This is a genomic window from Nostoc sp. (genome assembly GCF_036917635.1).
GTDB lineage: Bacteria > Cyanobacteriota > Cyanobacteriia > Cyanobacteriales > Nostocaceae > Nostoc.
The window spans coordinates 1-17,900 of sequence record NZ_JBALCW010000100.1; the positions used below are offsets into that span (position 1 = coordinate 1).

A 17,900-nucleotide genomic window follows, 5' to 3' on the forward strand; every position below is an offset into this window, starting at 1 on the left:
ATAGGAGCTAATGAAAAATGAAAGATATCTCCTTTGCCTTAATACATTTGTACTATTGTTTTGCGATCGCCCTGTGCCAGTTGCGTAAGTCCTGATCTAAATATTCATGCTTATTGCTTTATAAGTTCTATATGTAATCAATAATTTATAATTAGCATTGTTTTAGGAAAAAAATAAACTAATTTGCTTATTTCGTTTGATAGAGTTAATTAAAATTTCAGAAGGCAAAATATAGGAGAGATAGCTAAAAAGAGACTTTAAAAATGCGATCGCTGCAATTAATTGACGAAAGAGTTAAAGCAATCGCAGTCCCACAAAATTCATAGTAACAAGAAGAAATTATATGACACCGACAATCATTGTTCACGGTGGAGCAAAAACCATCACAGACGACAAAGTTGCAGCCAACAAGGCAGGCTGTACAGCAGCAGCACAAGCTGGTTGGGCTGTGCTAATCAGTGGAGGTAGTGCCGCAGAAGCTGTTGAAGCAGCTATCCGTGTTTTGGAAGCTGACCAGACATTTAACGCCAGTCTGGGCGCAACTCTCAACAGCGACGGAGAGGTGGAGTTAGACGCGGCTATCATGGAAGGCTCATTAAGTTGGGGAGCAGTTGCAGCAGTTCAGGGTATACGCCATCCAATCTCGGTTGCACGGAAGATTATGGATGAAAAACCCAGGTTGCTAGTAGCGCGGGGTGCAGAACGCTTTGCCGCCGACTGCGGAGCCGAAATGTGTAAAAAAGATGACTTGATAGCTGATGAACAGTGGCAGGAATGGAAGGAGGATCAAGAAGTTGTAGATCGTCCCAATACTGTAGGTTGTGTGGCTTTGGATGCTAGCGGCATCCTAGCTGCTGGCACTTCAACTGGTGGTACTACGAAGCAGCAACAAGGCCGCGTCGGTGACACCGCGCTTGTTGGCTGTGGCTTGTACGCTGATAATAAAATCGGCGGTTGCTCAACAACAGGTGATGGCGAGTCGATTATTCCCGTAGTTTTGGCTAAAACTGCGATCGATTTTTTGAGTGGAGACAGACACCCAGAGGAAGCAGCACAGATGGCAATTGACGCTTTGGTTTCTAAGGTTAAAGGTGAAGCTGGGTGCATCCTCATAGACCGTCAAGGACGCATTGGCTGGGCGTATAACTCATCACACATGGCTTGCGCTTATATGACCGAAGGACAAGACAAGGTGGCTGTCTTTACCAAGAAATAACTCATACCAATTCGTAATGGGCTACGCTAAGGTAATGCGTAATTAATAGACCTCTTGCATAAATCAAAAATAAAGAACCCCACCCCCAACCCCTAAGAGCAGGCTCTTAGGGGAGCTAAACCGTAGCTTTGGCGGGGTGGGGTTGGGGGTATTATGCTTAATTGCCCGGACATCATATTATTTGGAAATCCAGAAACTTATTTAATATAAACAACCGCATCCACAAAAGGATGCGGTTTAGCGGAGGAGTAGATGTCAAAATACGACTTTCATTATTTTCAAGGTAGTACTCTTTGTGATCTGTTTGCTCAAGATATTACAGATGCCTCTTATGGGTTTATTTTAAATTACCCTGCAACTGCGAGTTGGGCTGCTTATCCCAATAGGAAAAAATATTTTATTCAAGATGGTAGTAGTGAAGCCACCAAAACCTCCTTCGACAAGATTTGTCAGAAGGAACCTTGGAAAAATCTGGCTGTATTAGGCGATCGCATTCCAGGAATTGTGATTATACCACCGCCAAAGTCGCTAATTGACTACTGGCAAGAGCATTTCGGCAGCCACTCCAATCAGTCGATGATGGATTGCTCAAGTTATCTAGATGACCTCAGCCACAGCGAACGCTTTGACAAACTCATCACTCTATTTCCCTTTGATCACCTCAAAAGAGAAAAACACGCTGTTGATCCAGACACACATTACCGCTTACTCAGCAAAGTAACCCTAGCCGAATTGGGGGTGCAATGTCCGAAATACAAGAGCTACAATCTGCACCAAGTAAATATTGAAGACATTCAATTACCACAATTTCCATATTTAATTAAAACCTCCCACGGACTCTCAGGAGAAGGCACTTATATCATCAAAAGTCCCAGCGATTTGAACTACTGCCTTCAAGAAATTAGGAAATATCTTGATATTAAGTTGCTCGATACGATTATTGTCTCGGAGTTCGTCAAAAATGAAGTACAGAATTACTGCGTACAGTTCTATGTCAACAAACTAGGAGAAATAACCCTCATCGGCACTACCACCCAACTCGTCACTCCAGAAGGCAACTATTTAGGCGGACTGATTGACTACCGCAACACTGACATGAGCAAGTTCTTTGAAATGATTGGCAACCTTGGTCAATATGCTCACAAACAGGGTTATTTCGGCGTGATTGGCTTTGATGTGCTGGAAGACCAAGACGGACAATTTTATGCCATAGATGCCAATTTCCGAGTCAATGGCTCGACTCCGTTGTGCTTGCAACGTAATACCCTAGTGGGATTGGGAAAGGAAGTAGCTAAATATTCCAGTGATTATCGCATGGAAGGTACGCTGGATTCAATTTTAGTCGCCTTAAAACCAGAACTAGAACGCAAAGATTTAATCATTCTGTCGGCTTTAGAGAAAATTAAATACGGAAAAATCAACACAGATATTTATGCGATCGTTACTGGAGAAAATATCCAAGAAATGCAGTATATCGAGCGTAAATTACAGGATAAGGGATTACAATGGCTTCCTTAAACAGCACCACTATTGAGGCAAGGGAAAGGTAACCCCTGCCCCTATTAAGTAGGTAGGCATAATTAAATATAAGATCAAACCTCATATCATGTTCGCTTGATTGCTTATTAAACCAGGAGTTCCCCAAAGAGCCAAAGCTGCGCTTTATCTCCCCTCCCCGCTTTTCGGGAGGGGATTAAGGGGTGGGGTACAATGAGTGTGGGGAATCATAACTAATTATGCGAAGTTGATATCAGCCTCAATCCCTCTCCTTACTATTGTCGGGGGAAGCCGGATTGAGGGTGAGGTTTTATATTTAATTTGACCCACTTACTTAATAGTTAAAAACTTATTCCTCAACTTCAATCAAATTAGATGACTGCTTGATGGGAAACAAAACTCGCATTAGCTGACTCATTGGTACTGAGCGCGGCTCTTCAACAAAAGCCAAAGACACAAGTGCAGCCATTCGTAATAAGCCTGAGAGAACAAACAGCCCCAGCAAACCCGCAGCACCAGGCAGAGTTGCTAGAAAGCTGCCAACACTGATACCCATTGCTCCAGTTATACCAGCGATCGCACCTGCGATCGCAAAGTAAGCAGATTGATAACGCACGGGTGATATTCCCATCATCATATTGTTGGTACACAAATCAATTGCCGCCCACGTCCCGCCAGCTAGTATATGCAACAAGGGTAACCAGATCCAAAAAGAAATTTGATCGCTTCCAACTCCTAGCCACAGCAGAGGTGTCACCGCCACCAAAACTCCCACTAATAGCAGTAGCGGACGATTCCCAATTCGGTCGGCCAGTTTCCCCCACAAAAGCAGTATCAACATGTTCGCACCAGTTCCTAAACCGTGATAAATCGTTACCACACTAATATCTATATCCAGGTTATCCAGCATATAGAGGTTAAAAAAGGGAGCGCTAATGTTAACAGCAAAGCACCAGATGCTCAGGTAAAGTACAAACTTGCAAAAATTAGCATCTTTGAGAAAGCTAAAATCTATACCCTGAGACTGCGTTTGAGATGTGTCTGAACCTGGGGCTTTTAAAAGTTGTGGATTTACATCGGTCATCCAGAATTGACACATTTGACTGATTAATCCCAGCAAAATTCCTAAAACCAACACTGCACCATAGCCTTGAACTGTTCCACCAGGCCAAACCGATACTGCTAAACCTAGCAACGGCACAGCAATAAGGTTAGTCAAGCCGAGAATGCTATTGCGAAAACCGAAATATCGCCCCCGCAAACGCTCAGGTACTAATACAGCAGACCACCCAAGCCAAGGCGCACGACCGAAAGCTTCAATGATATTACTTAGTAAGAGAATTGCCAATGTCAACTGCACTACTTGGTATCCAGCGATATCAGATGAACTAACCAAGACAATCGCTGGCAAAAGAATCAACCACACCAACCGGGATGGAATGAAAATAGACAGGAAATACCAGCGAAAGCTGGTAGTTCGGTTCACCAAATACGCTCCCAGAGGTTGTAGCAGATTCACAATCTGAGGGATAGCGGCCAGTAGACCAATTTGTACTGGACCAGCCCCTAACTCTAGCAAGAAATTACTGAGCAACGCCCCGCCGATGACACTATAAAAAAGCGTAGCAAAGACACTCTCATAAGTTAGCGCTTTAAGGCTTTTGCGAATTTCTAGCTTAGAAATTTTCAAAAACAGTTTCGGAGTTGGAAAAAGCACCTTTTCCGTTAATGCCCTATGCTCTGAGACTTCATGAATGGGGACAGATAAAAGAGACCTAGCCTCTACTGAAATTTCATCTTCTTGGGGCTGAACCATGTTATCTAATCAATATTTGAAGAGTTAAATTGTTATAGCTACTATTAGCTATAATTAGTAAAACTTATATAATGTTTCATCAATAAGCTTTAACGCATTGCAATCTCTTGCTTGGGCAAAAGACTAGAGTGTGTTTTCAAACTACTCGTTCGTTTAGCCTGCTAAATTTTTAGATGCCCCTAAATCCACCCCACTTGCTGGGGAAACCGCAAGATAGGACTGGCTCTGCTTAAAAAGGCTTCATCGGAGTCTTTTAAAGTCCCCCAATTTATCGGGGGGTTGGGGGAATCTAAGACTTTAAAAACGCGCCCTACCCTAGTTCATAGTAAGTATTGGCTATAGGCTGGTTTTGCAGAAAAAACAGGCATCATATAGCTGGGGTTGAGCTTCTAATCAAAAAAGCCAATTTATTGACATAAATTTAATTTTATGTATAGATATTTTGCTAAAAGCTTCCTTATATATATATTTTTAGCAGTTAAATAATATTTTGTGACAAAAAAATAATCTATATTTGCCAAATTCACTCTTAAGAATTAATACTTTTGCAGAGGAGTCTTAAAATTTAGCTGGCACTAGTACACACAGACATAAATAATGCTAAATTTATATAACCAATAGTTAGGATTGGCGTTTAAGTTAGAGTTCTTTGAGTAATTTTACTAGATGACATGGAGATAGAATTTCCTCTCCGACGCTGTTTGTCTATTTAACCTGCTAATCAGGGCGATGCTAAATAACTAATATGTAACCAATTGCATAAGCCTTGAGAAAATTATTCACTGGAAATTTCTATCGTGAGGTATCATTGCTCATCCTACGGAATGTGCAACGATGGGCTATGCCCCGCCGGAGGCGATCGCAACATGAGTAAAAAACTTATGGCACAGACAGAAATTAACGATATATCAGCAGATAGCTCCTTAGTTGATCCCGAAAAAGACTTACTAGGACATGCGAACTTTGCCAACTATCTAGCGGACAGTATTTGCAAAATGACCTATCCTGAAGGTTTCGTTATTGCAGTTTACGGTTGTTGGAACTCTGGCAAATCTACATTATTAAACTTTGTAGTTCACTATCTTCAGCAAAAGCCAGACGAGGAGAAACCAATCATCGTTCCTTTTAATCCCTGGTTATTGTCTGGACACGAAAATATCACAAGGCGTTTTTTTGACCAATTAAAAAACGTTTTAAGCCAAGAGTCATCTGTCCCAAAAGGTTTGAGGGAGAGAGTAGCTGATTTTGCCGCCATTATTTCAGACATTCCTCTACCTTATGCTCAAACTGGTAAGGCATTAGCAGCATTATTGGACGATAAGGACAAAGAAGCTGCCGAATTAAAAGAAGAAGTAGAAGACACGCTAGTACAGCAGCAACGGCGAATAGTTATAACAATTGACGATATTGATCGGTTAGCTGCTGAAGATATCAAACAGTTATTTCGTATTTTCAAAGCAATGCGAAATTTTACTAATCTTGTCTATCTACTAGGTTTTGATAAAGAAATTGTCATAAAAAAAATTGCAGATACTAAAGAAATATCTGGAGAAGCATACTTAGAAAAAATTATTCAAGTTAGTTTTGAGTTACCTATTCCTGATAAAACCTCACTTCGCAGGCTACTTTTTGCAAAGCTCGATCGGATATTTGCGGAAACTCCAAAACCAAAAATCAACCAAACTCGCTGGGGTGATATTTATTTTCAAGGAATAGATCACTTTATTACTAACATCGGCGATATTGTTCGTTTGGTTAACACTTTAACAGTAACGTATCCAGCAGTAAAAAATGAAGTAAACCCTGTTGATTTCATTGCTATTGAGTCTTTGCGAGTCTTTTGCCCAAAGATATATAGTATAATTCATCAGAATCCTCATATTTTTGTAGGAAAGGTAAACCTTTCAATAGACGAACTCAAAAATCTTCTGAATACCTGGATTGCTCAACTGCGAGATGAGGACAAGCAGGCCGTTAAAAACCTGTTGATGCACCTTTTTCCTAAGTTAAAATTCATTTTGGGTAATACTTATCTAGATGAAAAGCAATTGGAATGGCACGAACAGCTACGTGTGTGTAGTTTAGAAATATTTCCTATTTACTTTCGTCTGTCATTGTCAGTAGGTGAATTATCTAATATTCAGATAAAAATTATCCTTGGTTTGGTTGAAAATACAGAGAAATTTAGAAGTTATCTGATAGAACTTGCTAAACAAAAACTTCCAAACGGCACAACGCAAGCTAGGGTGTTTTTAGAACAGCTAGAAAACTCCACTAAAGAAATTCCTGTGAATTATATCCCTTCAGTTGTAGAAGCTTTGTTTGATGTAAGCGAACAATTATTATCTCAAGATGATGATTCTAATAGCATTCTTGCTTTTGGCAATGAAGTTATCATTAGTCGTTGTATCTCACAACTCTTACATCAAATTAATGAAATATCACGGTTTGAGTTGCTAAAAAAAGTAATTACCCAAGGGAAAGCATTAGCAATAATTAATCATGAAATTGCAATACTAAAAGAACAACAAAGTCAATATAGTGCAGATAAATCTAATTATGAAGAAACATGGCTTGTGAACGCACAGCACCTCAAAGAACTAGAAGAAATGACTACCCAAATATAGGTAAAAACTGATAGTAGCTATAAATAATATGAACAAAAAGATCCCCGACTTCTTCAATAAGTCGGGGATCTGAGCCAGACCTGTTGCAAAAGTCCCTAATACCAGTTCTGCATGAAGGTGCGCCGAACTATATGAGGAACGAACCGCAAAGGACGCAAAAGGCACAAAGAAAGAAATAAGAAGTAAAGGAAATTTGGCGCAGCTTCACAAAGAAACGGTATAATACTCTACCCCCAACCCCTCCCCGATATTTTGGGGAGGGGAGCGTAAGTTTACTCAAATGCGGGGTGGGGTTCTTTATTTTTGATTTATGCAAGAGGTCTAAGGGACTTCCAAGAAATAAATTATTCCAATACAGGACTTACGCAAGAACCCTCTAAAACTTTTATTCCTTTGTGTCCTTTGCGGTTCGTTTTATCCTGATTTTGCGTAAGTCCTACAATAAACGAACCACAAAGCCACAGAGAACGCAGAGAGAAGAAATAGAGAGAGTTTTTGCGTCAGTTTTGGAACATTTTTTTATTTGTCAGTCCCTAATGTAGTAACAGTGGGTTAAGAAGAAATTTTTTTAGAGAAAATTTTGTTTACTTCTAAAGAAGGATTTATTGCTAAAAACTTTATTGTAAAGTAATATTAATGGAATTAATTTTGTTTTTAGTTTAACTAAAATTACGCTTGCTATTGCTAAATGAATTATTCAAGCAAAAACAGTTCATTACAGAAGCTAGAAATAATTGATTTAAAATTCCCTAAAGTAATAATAAGTATGTATGGAAGAAGCTTATATTGTCTCAGCACTATACACCCCACTTGGTAGATTTGGAGGTGTCTTAGCAGATTTGTTTCCAGTAGTTATTGACCGATGCGTTAAACCAGTTTCTTGCTTGTCATCTGTGACAAGGGATTAGGAAACAATTGTATTAAGTAAGTGGGTCAAATTAAATATAAAACCTCACCCTCAATCCCTCTCCTTATTATTGTCGGGGTCGGCCGGAGGCAGGGTGAGGTTTGATATAGATATTTAATTACGCCTACCTACTTAATCCCGAATCCCTATTTTTTTAAGGAGTAACATTTATGCAATTAAAGCCAATTAATCAGCAGGTTGTTTCGGTTGTTGGAGCTTCCAGTGGTATCGGACGGATTACAGCTATTGAGTTTGCTAGAGGCGGGGCAAAAGTGGTAGTTTCGGCTCGTGGTGAGTCAAAGCTAAAGTCTTTAGTGGAAGAGATTCGCGGCTTTGGCGGCGAGGCAACTTATTGCGTAGCTGATGTAGAAGTATTTGAGCAAGTTAAGGCGATCGCAGATAAAACTGTAGAAGTTTACGGGCGACTTGATACATGGGTACATGTCCCCGCTATCGGCATCTTTGCCACTTTCGACAATACAACACCAGAAGAGTTTAAGCATGTTATTGATGTCGATCTGATGGGACAGGTGTATGGTGCAATGGCGGCCTTACCCCATCTGAAGCGTGAGGGAAGGGGAGCATTGATCCATGTATCTTCAATGGAAGGTAGGCGATCGCTACCCTACCAAAGTGCTTACTCGGCAGCCAAGCACGGGGTTGAGGGCTTTATCGAAGCGATGCGCGTTGAGTTGCAACATGAAAAATGGCCTATCAGTGTCACAAGTGTAAAGCCAGCAGTGATTAATACCCCCTTCTGGAATAATGGCTTGACGAAATTAGGCGTAAAGCCTACCGGCATACCACCTTATTATGAGCCTAAACTTGTAGCTGATGCTATCCTCTATACAGCCGAACATCCAACTCGTGACTTCTTGGTTGGAGATGTAGCTAAAATATTAGATTTGGTACAGCGCGTCTCACCATCATTAGTAGATTCAGTGTTACTGCTCGTCGGCTTCAATTTACAACATACTTCCGAGCCGAAATCTGAAGATGCGTCAAATAATTTTTACCAACCTGTTGCTGAAGACGAAAGAGTTAACGGAGATTTTGGTAACTTAGTTATACCTAGTGTTTCCGACTGGCTAGATAAAAATCCGCTTCTCCAGTGGGGTGCGATCGCCCTTCCAGCAGCATTAGCTTTGCTAGTAGCTCAAGTATTCAAAGATTAAGGATAAATGCAGTAACTCCTTTTAAAAAGGCTACTGTGTACACACAAGTCTCTGTTGAGGAAATTTACAGTTTATCGAATAGCCCAAAGAAACCTCACCCTGGTTTTACTACGTAAAACCTGTCCCTCTCCTTAGTAAGGAGAGGGATGTCCGTCAGGACTTTTTGAGGTTTTAAATAGATAAACAGATGACTTGTGTAAGTAGGTAGGCAAGATAAAACCAAACTATGTAACGAAAAGTAAAATCTCTGTATTTGGCTCGTAGTTGCGCCCTCTTGCGCTTTAGCGCAACTACGAGCCAGTGATGATTATTTGCGCCCACTTACTTACACCGTAGCCGAGAAATCGCAGGATCAAGCCTTAGCAGAACGAAGTACACTAATAAAATTTTGAGCATAATTCTGGGTTGAGAAATCGAGGGCGCGAAGTCTTGCAGCTATTCCGGCACTTTGGGCAAATTCTTGCTCGTCAAGATAGCGGAGAATTGCGATCGCTAATTTCTCTGCATCGCCGTAAGGTGTTAATAATCCATTCATGCCATCGGTAATAATCTCCGTCGGGCCGCCTGCATCACCAGCAATCACAGGTTTACCCAGCGCCATCGCCTCAATAATCACAATCCCAAACGGCTCTTTATCTGATGCATGAACGAATACATCCATCGCCTGCACCCACTCCGGGATATTACGCTGTAGCCCAGCCATAATTACTTGCTCTTTCAAGCCCAATGTGGCGATTTCTGCTTTTAAGAAATCCTGATAATCTGGTTCTAAATCGTGCTTACCGCCAACCACCACACAATGAGCATCAGGATATTTCTGTAAAATTTTAGGCATCGCTTGCACCAGTACGTGCATTCCCTTCCATCGTTGCAATCGCCCAACAATTCCAATTAACGGCCCGTGTAAAGGTAAGCCCAACTTTCGCCGTGCTTCTTCTGGAGACGGCAAAGCATTAGGCTCAAATCGGTCTAATGCGACACCAGGATAAACTAAAGGTGTTGGTCTGTGAGGCCAAATCTCTGCCTGTGCTTGCTTGCCATCTTGGGAGAGGGTGATAATTGCCCGGGCTGGGATTAAAGTAGCAATTCGTACTAACCAAGTTTTGTCACTAGGTACTTCTAGCTGATACCATACAGCAGGTAACCCTGCCAGCATCGCTGCCAAACCTCCAGATATATGCGTGATCCACATCCAATTGACAATTATATCTGCACGTTCGCGGCGGGCGAGCGCAGCTATCCGAAAAACGGCAGCAATAAAACGGTGGATTTGGCGTAAACGTCCACTTTCCACGACTCGCGCATCAATACCAAGGGATTTTACTTGTTCGACCATTGGGCCGTCTTCTAAAAATATCACCAGCCACTCAACACCAGCATTACGTCCTTGTTGCACCAAATCCCAAAGCATCATTTCACCGCCACCTCGTTGCTCGGCTAGTGGCATTACAATAATTGCTTTCATAATATCAGTCCTATTTAAGTTGTAAGATTTTGTTGTTTAACTAACCACAATAAATAATTTGCATCCAGTTAAATATTTTCGGATTAATTCATAATTCATAATTCTTTTGATGTTGATAATACTTATGTCCTGCCATAGCCATAGCTAAAAATCCCCAAAGAATCATCCCTGCAACACTTAACATGCCGCTACCAATAATTAGCTGTGTAGAAGAACTGATACCAATAGCGCGGGCAGCACTGATAAAACTATCGAAACGACCTTCTCCATAACTGCTGACACTAATAATTAAAAAAATTAATCCACCCATATAAAAAATAGCTCCAAACCAACCAAGGGTGAAAAACATATCTAAAATGCCACTATCAATTACCACGACTTCAATTTGTCCAGTTTTTTCATTAACTTTCCAAATATTTCCTAACCCGTTGCCTAACCCGTTAGAAAGGGCTAAACCAAGGTTTTTATCATAACTTCCCGATCTATCTTTAAAACTGTTATCTTCTTCAAGATTAGAAAAAGTTTGTAAACGGGCTGCTACAACCCCTGCAATTGGCTGGATGGTTGTCAATGGCACAACACAAATTGCCATCACTACAATTATGGTGATTAAGCGCATTTGAATTTTGGCTTTGACTGAACCCACGATCATAATTATTCCTAATAACCAGCCTCCCCAATTAGTACGTGCTTGTGTCAGCAAGAAGGACAAGTAACCAACAACTGAAGCAGGAAAAATTAAGTTTCCTGAACTGGTAAATAACAACAACAACCCAGCTTGCATAACCGAACCAAAGGGACCGACTGAGTGCAATGTACTCCAGACGCGCATCCCGAAAGGTACAGGGTTTCCAGAACTCATGAATAGTTTTGATTGGATAAGCCAGTACTTATCCCACTCAGGAGCCACGACGAATTGATATACACCATAAGCTCCTAAAATCAACACACACCAAAGGAATGTTCGCTGAAAGTTCTGGCGATAGCTGGGATAATCTCGCCAGTTGATAAATAAGTGAAAAGCGAAAATGATCGGACTGAGCCAATCCATCAGCCCACGGGCTACGGGGATTGGTGGGTTATAAATCAGACCGATTAGAAAGCCATAGAAGACTCCGATAAAAGCTAAAACAAACGGTAAGCCCCCTTGACGTGAGGCGCGGGGAAAGTGTCGTAAAAATGTTGCTATGGTGACAAATACTACCAAATAAGGTGCTATGAGCATCTGACGGGTAGCGTCCCAGCCCACCCGATAGTCAACCAAGCGGGTAGCTAAAGGTGTGAGGAACCAGATCCACCAGGTAAAGCTGATGTAGAGAATGGGATGCCGCAAGTATAAAAACACGGCTACTATTAAAGCTGTTACCGGGTAAATTAGGCGCAATGCAGCAGTAGCACCAGCAAAATAGCAAACTACAGTCAGTAATATAAAGCCTGCGATCGCCATCCAACCCTGTTGCGATCGCTCCTCAGGAGAATAGCTTTCTTCTAAAAAACTATTGAAAAGTATCTGTCTAGAATTCATTCAATTTTAGATTTTAGATTTACCAATGGTCACTAGTGGTCTGTCTCATTAAATTTGAGGGATAAGAGAACGAACCGCAAAGGACGCAAAGAGCGCGAAGAAAGAAGGAAAGAAATTTAAATTTTATTCATTTATCAGAATTAATGGGACAGACCACTAGAGTTAAGAATAAATTGAATTCATTACGAATTACGTTCGCGGAGCGTCCCGGAGGCTCTATTACGAATTACGAATTGTTTATATCCTTGCCAACGTCCCCGCCAGGATGCAAGTAATTTTTTGCCCGCTAACTGCCCTTGACTAGGTAAAAATCTCAGCCATTGCACTAAACCAAAACTATCGCATGTACCCACGAATACTGCCCAGAATAAAAATATAATCCGGCGGATAAATGGCAAATGCTCTAGTAAAATTAAGGTTTCATTATGGACTAAATTAATAAAGGCAATTTCATTAAAGTTATTTCGCTGATCTTCATCAAAACGTTTTGCTGGATAATGATCTACAGCAACATTAGGGTCGTAAATTATCTTCCAACCAGCCCGTTTTAATGTCAGAGTAAATGCCATTTCAAAATGTACCTGCGCTCCTGTACCACGCATTTGCTCGTCAAAGCGCATTTGTCCGATCGCCTCTTTACGAAAACTCATGTTTACGCCTTTGAGAATATCGACTTCGCGGGGTTCTCCTACTCCCAGGTGATGGTTGCCAATCACTCGCCCAAACCACTGCAACTGTCCCACTACTGGGCGGGATTCGTCTTCTAATTTACTACCGTGGTATATCCAATCACGCCCGCCAAGGCCGCCGAGACGACTATCACAGGTAAAGTAAGCGGCGATGCGCTCTAACCAATCTGGGTGAGGTGCAGCATCATCATCAGTAATGGAAACAATATCACCCTCCACTGCTGCTAGTCCGGCGTTGAGGGCTGCGACTACCCCCGGTTGTGTCACTTTCACGGTATGCAATGGCAAGTTGTGCGCTTTGAATTGGGCGAGAAATTCCCAAGTCTCTGCATCGGTGTCACGGACAACAACTATCACCTGAGCAACGGGTTTAGTTTGCTCCTGTAGCGCCAAAAGGCAGCGTGATAGGTCTTGTGGACGGCGATAAGTCGGTATCAGAACGGTGTTCCGCATTTTTGCTTAACTCCTCGAATAGATCCACATAAGTTTGTGCCATAGTAGTCCAGCTATGTTTTTCTGCCACAGAACGAGCTGCTTTGCCCATTTGCTGTATCAACTGGATATCGCTCACTAAAGACATCAACGCCACAGCCAAAGCATCAATATCATCTGAGTCGGGTAAGACGATGCCACATTCTGGTGTCACCAACTCACCGCCCCCGGTGGCTGTGGCAGTAATTACTGGTAGTCCTGAAGAAAGTGCTTCTAACAATACGAGGCTGCAAGCTTCGTATCGGGAAGGAAAAACAAATAAATCTACTGCTTGCATAATTTGGGGGATATCACGGCGAAATCCCACAAAATGCACGCGATCGCTTAACCCTAAAGATGCTGCTAATTCTAAGAAAGGGCTACCTTGGGTGTGTCCCACCACCGCCAAATGTAAATCGGGAACTTTCGCCAAAGCGTGCAGCACTGTATCTAAGTTCTTTCTGGGTGTGCGGATATCTCCGGCGAACAATGCTAGGGTAACATTCTCTGGTAAACCTAATTTTTGACGATTGCTTGGGCCAGGGGCAAACTCTTCTAAGTCAACGCCATTGACAATTACGCGAATACGAGAACGCGGCACACCAATATTAACTAATTCCTGCGCTACCTTTTCCGATACAGCCACCACAACCTGCGCTTTTTGGAAAGCTTGCTTTTCCCAACGGGCATTAAAAGCCGTAAACAGCCATTGATAGAAACCATACAAATCTCGGCGGTTGCGGGAAATATGAACAGGCGATCGCAACCATGAACTGTGAACAAAATGTACAGCATTTACATCAGCCGCAGCCAGATTAATTGCTCCATTGACTTTAACTAAATCAATCTCAGAGCGATGTTGACGTAACCAATCTGCACTTTTTTGGGCAAATATGAAATTCCGCACAAATTCTGTCGGATAGCCTTTGACTGGAATTTTAATCCAATTAACTTGACTATTATCTTCTAGTTCTGGTGCAACTTCACTAGCCAATAATGTCAATTGATGACCACGACAAATTGCTTCATTAGCAACCTCATAATTTACCCGCCCCTGACCATCACCTTTTTTGATTTTATGAGTAACAATACAAAGTTTCATACACTACCTTGCTTAATGATAAAACCTCAAATAGAGCCACAAAGAAACAATTTTAGATTTAGATAAGGCTTCTTTCTTTTTCTTTGCGTCCTTTGCGGTTCGTTAAAAAAATATACAATTCAGACACTATTCCTCTAGTATTTAGAAATTTCTATTAACTTATTTGCCAAAATTCGCGGAGTAAAACTTAAAGTAAGTGCCGCTATCGTTCGCAAATCAAATTTTTGTTTATTCAACACTTGCCAAAAATAAGGACGTGCTGCTGCTATCTGTTCACTTCGTAGCAAACCAATTCCTAAAGTAGTATTAGCTTCTAACCATTTTTGTTGAAAGTAAGCCTTAAATTGCTGTAAACGAACATCTTCCATAAACACTTGATAACAAAACATTTCGCTTTTAGCTTTGCGGATTTTTGCCTGTACATCTCGACTACCACTAAGCATAGTATCAGTTTGCTCATGGGTACGATATCGCGTTAGTCTTTCTGGATAGTAGTAAGCGCCATAACCAGATATACAACAGAGATAAGTTAAATATAAATCCCACATTCCGCCAGCTTCTGAGGGCATACTATCCCAATCGATAATATTACGAATCACACAAGATGCAGCAGTAGGTATGCTTTTATCTACCAAGCCAATTTTATAAAAAGGTTGATGAATTCCTTTTGCTAGTTTGTCTCGCTTATAACCTCGTGTATTTTCTTCAGTTCCAGCATGATTAATTATGCTGTTAGCATCTATGATATATTGATCGCAAAAAGCGAGAATTAACTCAGAATTTGCTTCTAGATGTGGTACTAGCTTTGCTAAAAAATCTTCATTCCAGATATCATCATCATGGAGGCTAGCGACATATTTACCTCGCGCCATCTTGAAGCCATGTTGCTGATTAGCAATCATCCCCACATTTTGCTGATGTCGCCAAAATCTGATGCGTGAATCCCCAAAAGATGCGACAAGTGCTTGAGGATTTTCTAGACTACAATTATCAGAAACAATAATTTCAATATTTTGATAAGTTTGTTTTATAGCACTAGCGATCGCTTGCTTGAGATACTCTGGTCTATTATAGGTGGGGATAATGACACTAACTAAAGGCTGTTGACATTCTTCAGACAATGACATAGTTTTTTCCTTTATATTTCATAGGTAAAATTTTATCAAATTAAGCTTATTTCCCTTGAGAAATACTATATACTTTTTTCGTAGAATGAAATTCAGCTATTGTTTTTGCATAAATTGTTCTGAGATTATTTACATGAGCATTCATTGTGAAATCTTTCATTAATAAAGCATGACCTTGTTCGCCCATCTCTCGGCTTTTTTCATAATCTCCATACAAATTATGAATAGCATCCGCCAGATTTTTGATATCATTAGCTGGAACAAGAATACCCGTTTCTCCATCTTGCAAATGTTCTGGAATTCCTCCTACTGCACTACCAATTACAGGTCGATAACGAGAGTATGCTTCTAGAGTTACAAGACCGGCAGGTTCAGGCCAAACGCTAGGAAAAATGACTGCAAAACACTGTTCGTAAAGGTTATTTAATGTGTTGCGATCGCACCAACCATGCCAAGTAATCCGGTTACTTAATCCGAGTGTATTTGCTAACCTTTCTAACCGTGGTCGTTCCCAGCCTTCACCTGCGATATCAAGTTTAATTTGCGGATTTGTATGTATTAAGGTTTTGAGTAACCATTCCAGACCTTTATCAGAAACAATCCGTCCAACAAATAAAATTCTATGATTTTGGTGGATATCTACACTCAGGGGTGCGGTTGTTATTTGTGGTATAGAGATGCCACAGTGGAGCGTTACAATTTGCTCAGGGGTTACACCGTTTTTAATCAACTCTTGACGCACGTATTCGCTATTAGCAACAAAAGTAATTTTTACCTTTTTTAAGACATCTAATAATTGATGAGTAATTTGAAGTTCTTTAAGAGTTTTTAAAGGTCTACGGCTACCACATTTATCTGCTAATTTACCCCAGGTACAACCTAAGTAAGAGAAGTTGCGATCGCAGATTGTTCGCTGCCCTGCTAAATACTTTGTACCGCTAGGACAGTACAATGAGTGATTATGAATGCTGAAAACCGTGGGACACTCGCCTGTAAGCTGCAAAAGTAAATCTGGGCTGTGGAGGTGCAGCAACTTAAACTGGCTTTGGTCAACATTCTTAAGTGATTTTATCACGCGATCGCTAACTTCAGGTGGTCGATGTTCAAACAGAGAAGCTAAATAAGTTTCAACACCTCCGCCCTCACCTACATCAAAATTGGAGCATTGATAAATCAGGTCTTTTTCAAAAATATCCCTGTAAAATTGTTCATTATTTCGCTTGGCATCATTGATTGAGTTAAGCATTAATCACCATTTTTGTACGTTATTACTAATTGCATTCCTCATCTAAATAGAGGCTTAAATTCATCAACTTATATGCCAGCGTTAAACCAGAATTTGTGTCTCACATCACTCACATAATGTCTGAGGGCAATTTTTTTACTTGCAGATTTATCTGGATAAATGAACTGGTCTTCTACATTAAGAACATATTTTTTTGGGCATAAAGGCTCACCATGATTGTAGTGCATTGTCAAATGGACAATTGTTTGTTCAGTAAAATAAGTAGGAGCTTTTTGAAGATTTGCTAAACGTTCGATAGCAAAACTCCAGTCAAATTCATGCCTAAATAATATAAATCCACCATTTACGGGATTTGATTTTTCAGAATCATCATAAATAATTCGCTCATCTAATGACATAGAACAATCAGGTAGATAAAGAGAAGATTTTTCATCCGATTTACTCAAATCAATTAAGTCAATACCGCCAGGGAAAAATAAAATATCTGAATCAGTGTAAATCGTAGTTCCATTAACAGGAATTGACATTAATGCCGACAATTTTCTGCCCATTGGATGCAGTTGGGCATAATCAAGAACACATTGAGGTAAATCGGTTCTTAAGAAGTTTTGTAAAAGTATTACCTTAACACAGGGATGGATGCGGCGGAGTAAATTACAACTAGACTCAGTGTAACTGCCATCAGAAACTACAGTGAATGTATCTGGAATGCCTACATGACGAATGAATGAGCGAATACTTGCTACTTGTTCTGGTAAATCGCGTTCACATGATAAAGCATAGACACTTATCGGAACTTGCCGAGTTTGTTTGATGGGGATGCTGACAATCACAGAAAGAGCTGCTTTATATAGGGAGCGATTAAATTTACCCTGACTTTTAGCAGTGTGGTAGCCTATATTTACCATTGATTTTTCCTCGTTATATAAATAATTAAGTAAGGAATTCGTAATTTAGCAGGACTTACGCACAGGTAACGGAAAATCGAACCACAGAGGACGCAGAGGACACGGAGGAATAAGAGTTTGAGAGGTTTT

At 40.7% G+C, this 17,900-nt stretch carries 12 protein-coding genes; 4 read left to right on the forward strand and 8 right to left on the reverse strand.

Annotated elements, in window-relative coordinates; translation table 11 throughout:
* Window positions 1–343 precede the first annotated feature (343 nt).
* Window positions 344–1,216, forward strand: coding sequence for an isoaspartyl peptidase/L-asparaginase family protein (locus V7K32_RS24940; protein ID WP_334996989.1), 873 nt, complete (start codon window positions 344–346; stop codon window positions 1,214–1,216).
* A 252-nt stretch (window positions 1,217–1,468) separates the two neighbouring features.
* Window positions 1,469–2,734: a carbamoylphosphate synthase large subunit gene (locus V7K32_RS24945; RefSeq protein WP_334996991.1), complete on the forward strand. Its 1,266-nt coding sequence runs from the start codon at window positions 1,469–1,471 to the stop codon at window positions 2,732–2,734.
* A 328-nt stretch (window positions 2,735–3,062) separates the two neighbouring features.
* Here the strand turns inward: V7K32_RS24945 and V7K32_RS24950 are convergent, their stop codons facing one another.
* On the reverse strand, window positions 3,063–4,529 hold the full coding sequence (locus V7K32_RS24950) for an MFS transporter (protein WP_334996993.1): 1,467 nt from the start codon (window positions 4,527–4,529) through the stop codon (window positions 3,063–3,065).
* Between the two features lie 881 nt (window positions 4,530–5,410).
* On the opposite strand from V7K32_RS24950, the gene V7K32_RS24955 reads away from it, so the two are divergent.
* On the forward strand, window positions 5,411–7,156 hold the full coding sequence (locus V7K32_RS24955) for a KAP family NTPase (protein WP_334996995.1): 1,746 nt from the start codon (window positions 5,411–5,413) through the stop codon (window positions 7,154–7,156).
* 1,077 nt (window positions 7,157–8,233) lie between these two features.
* A complete protein-coding gene (locus V7K32_RS24960) occupies window positions 8,234–9,238 on the forward strand; it encodes an SDR family oxidoreductase (RefSeq protein WP_334996997.1) in 1,005 nt (334 codons plus the stop codon).
* A gap of 352 nt (window positions 9,239–9,590) precedes the next feature.
* On the opposite strand, the gene V7K32_RS24965 is transcribed toward V7K32_RS24960, so the two are convergent.
* The 7 genes from V7K32_RS24965 to V7K32_RS24995 form a co-directional block, all read right to left on the reverse strand.
* On the reverse strand, window positions 9,591–10,703 hold the full coding sequence (locus V7K32_RS24965; RefSeq protein WP_334996999.1) for a glycosyltransferase family 4 protein: 1,113 nt from the start codon (window positions 10,701–10,703) through the stop codon (window positions 9,591–9,593).
* Window positions 10,704–10,791: 88 nt separating this feature from the next.
* Window positions 10,792–12,228, reverse strand: coding sequence for an O-antigen ligase domain-containing protein (locus tag V7K32_RS24970; RefSeq protein WP_334997001.1), 1,437 nt, complete (start codon window positions 12,226–12,228; stop codon window positions 10,792–10,794).
* Window positions 12,229–12,410: 182 nt separating this feature from the next.
* Window positions 12,411–13,370, reverse strand: a complete 960-nt coding sequence (locus V7K32_RS24975) for a glycosyltransferase family 2 protein (RefSeq protein ID WP_334997003.1) — start codon at window positions 13,368–13,370, stop codon at window positions 12,411–12,413.
* Complete coding sequence (locus V7K32_RS24980; protein WP_334997005.1) at window positions 13,288–14,490, reverse strand: glycosyltransferase family 4 protein; 1,203 nt, start codon at window positions 14,488–14,490, stop codon at window positions 13,288–13,290. The genes V7K32_RS24975 and V7K32_RS24980 overlap by 83 nt, the downstream gene beginning before the upstream one ends.
* Window positions 14,491–14,624: 134 nt before the next feature.
* On the reverse strand, window positions 14,625–15,617 hold the full coding sequence (locus tag V7K32_RS24985) for a glycosyltransferase family 2 protein (RefSeq protein ID WP_334997007.1): 993 nt from the start codon (window positions 15,615–15,617) through the stop codon (window positions 14,625–14,627).
* A 46-nt stretch (window positions 15,618–15,663) separates the two neighbouring features.
* Window positions 15,664–16,863: a glycosyltransferase family 4 protein gene (locus tag V7K32_RS24990; RefSeq protein ID WP_334997009.1), complete on the reverse strand. Its 1,200-nt coding sequence runs from the start codon at window positions 16,861–16,863 to the stop codon at window positions 15,664–15,666.
* Window positions 16,864–16,931: 68 nt separating this feature from the next.
* The gene (locus V7K32_RS24995; RefSeq protein ID WP_334997011.1) at window positions 16,932–17,771 is read right to left on the reverse strand and encodes a hypothetical protein; all 840 of its coding nucleotides are present in this window, start codon (window positions 17,769–17,771) and stop codon (window positions 16,932–16,934) included.
* Between the last annotated feature and the right edge of the window lie 129 nt (window positions 17,772–17,900).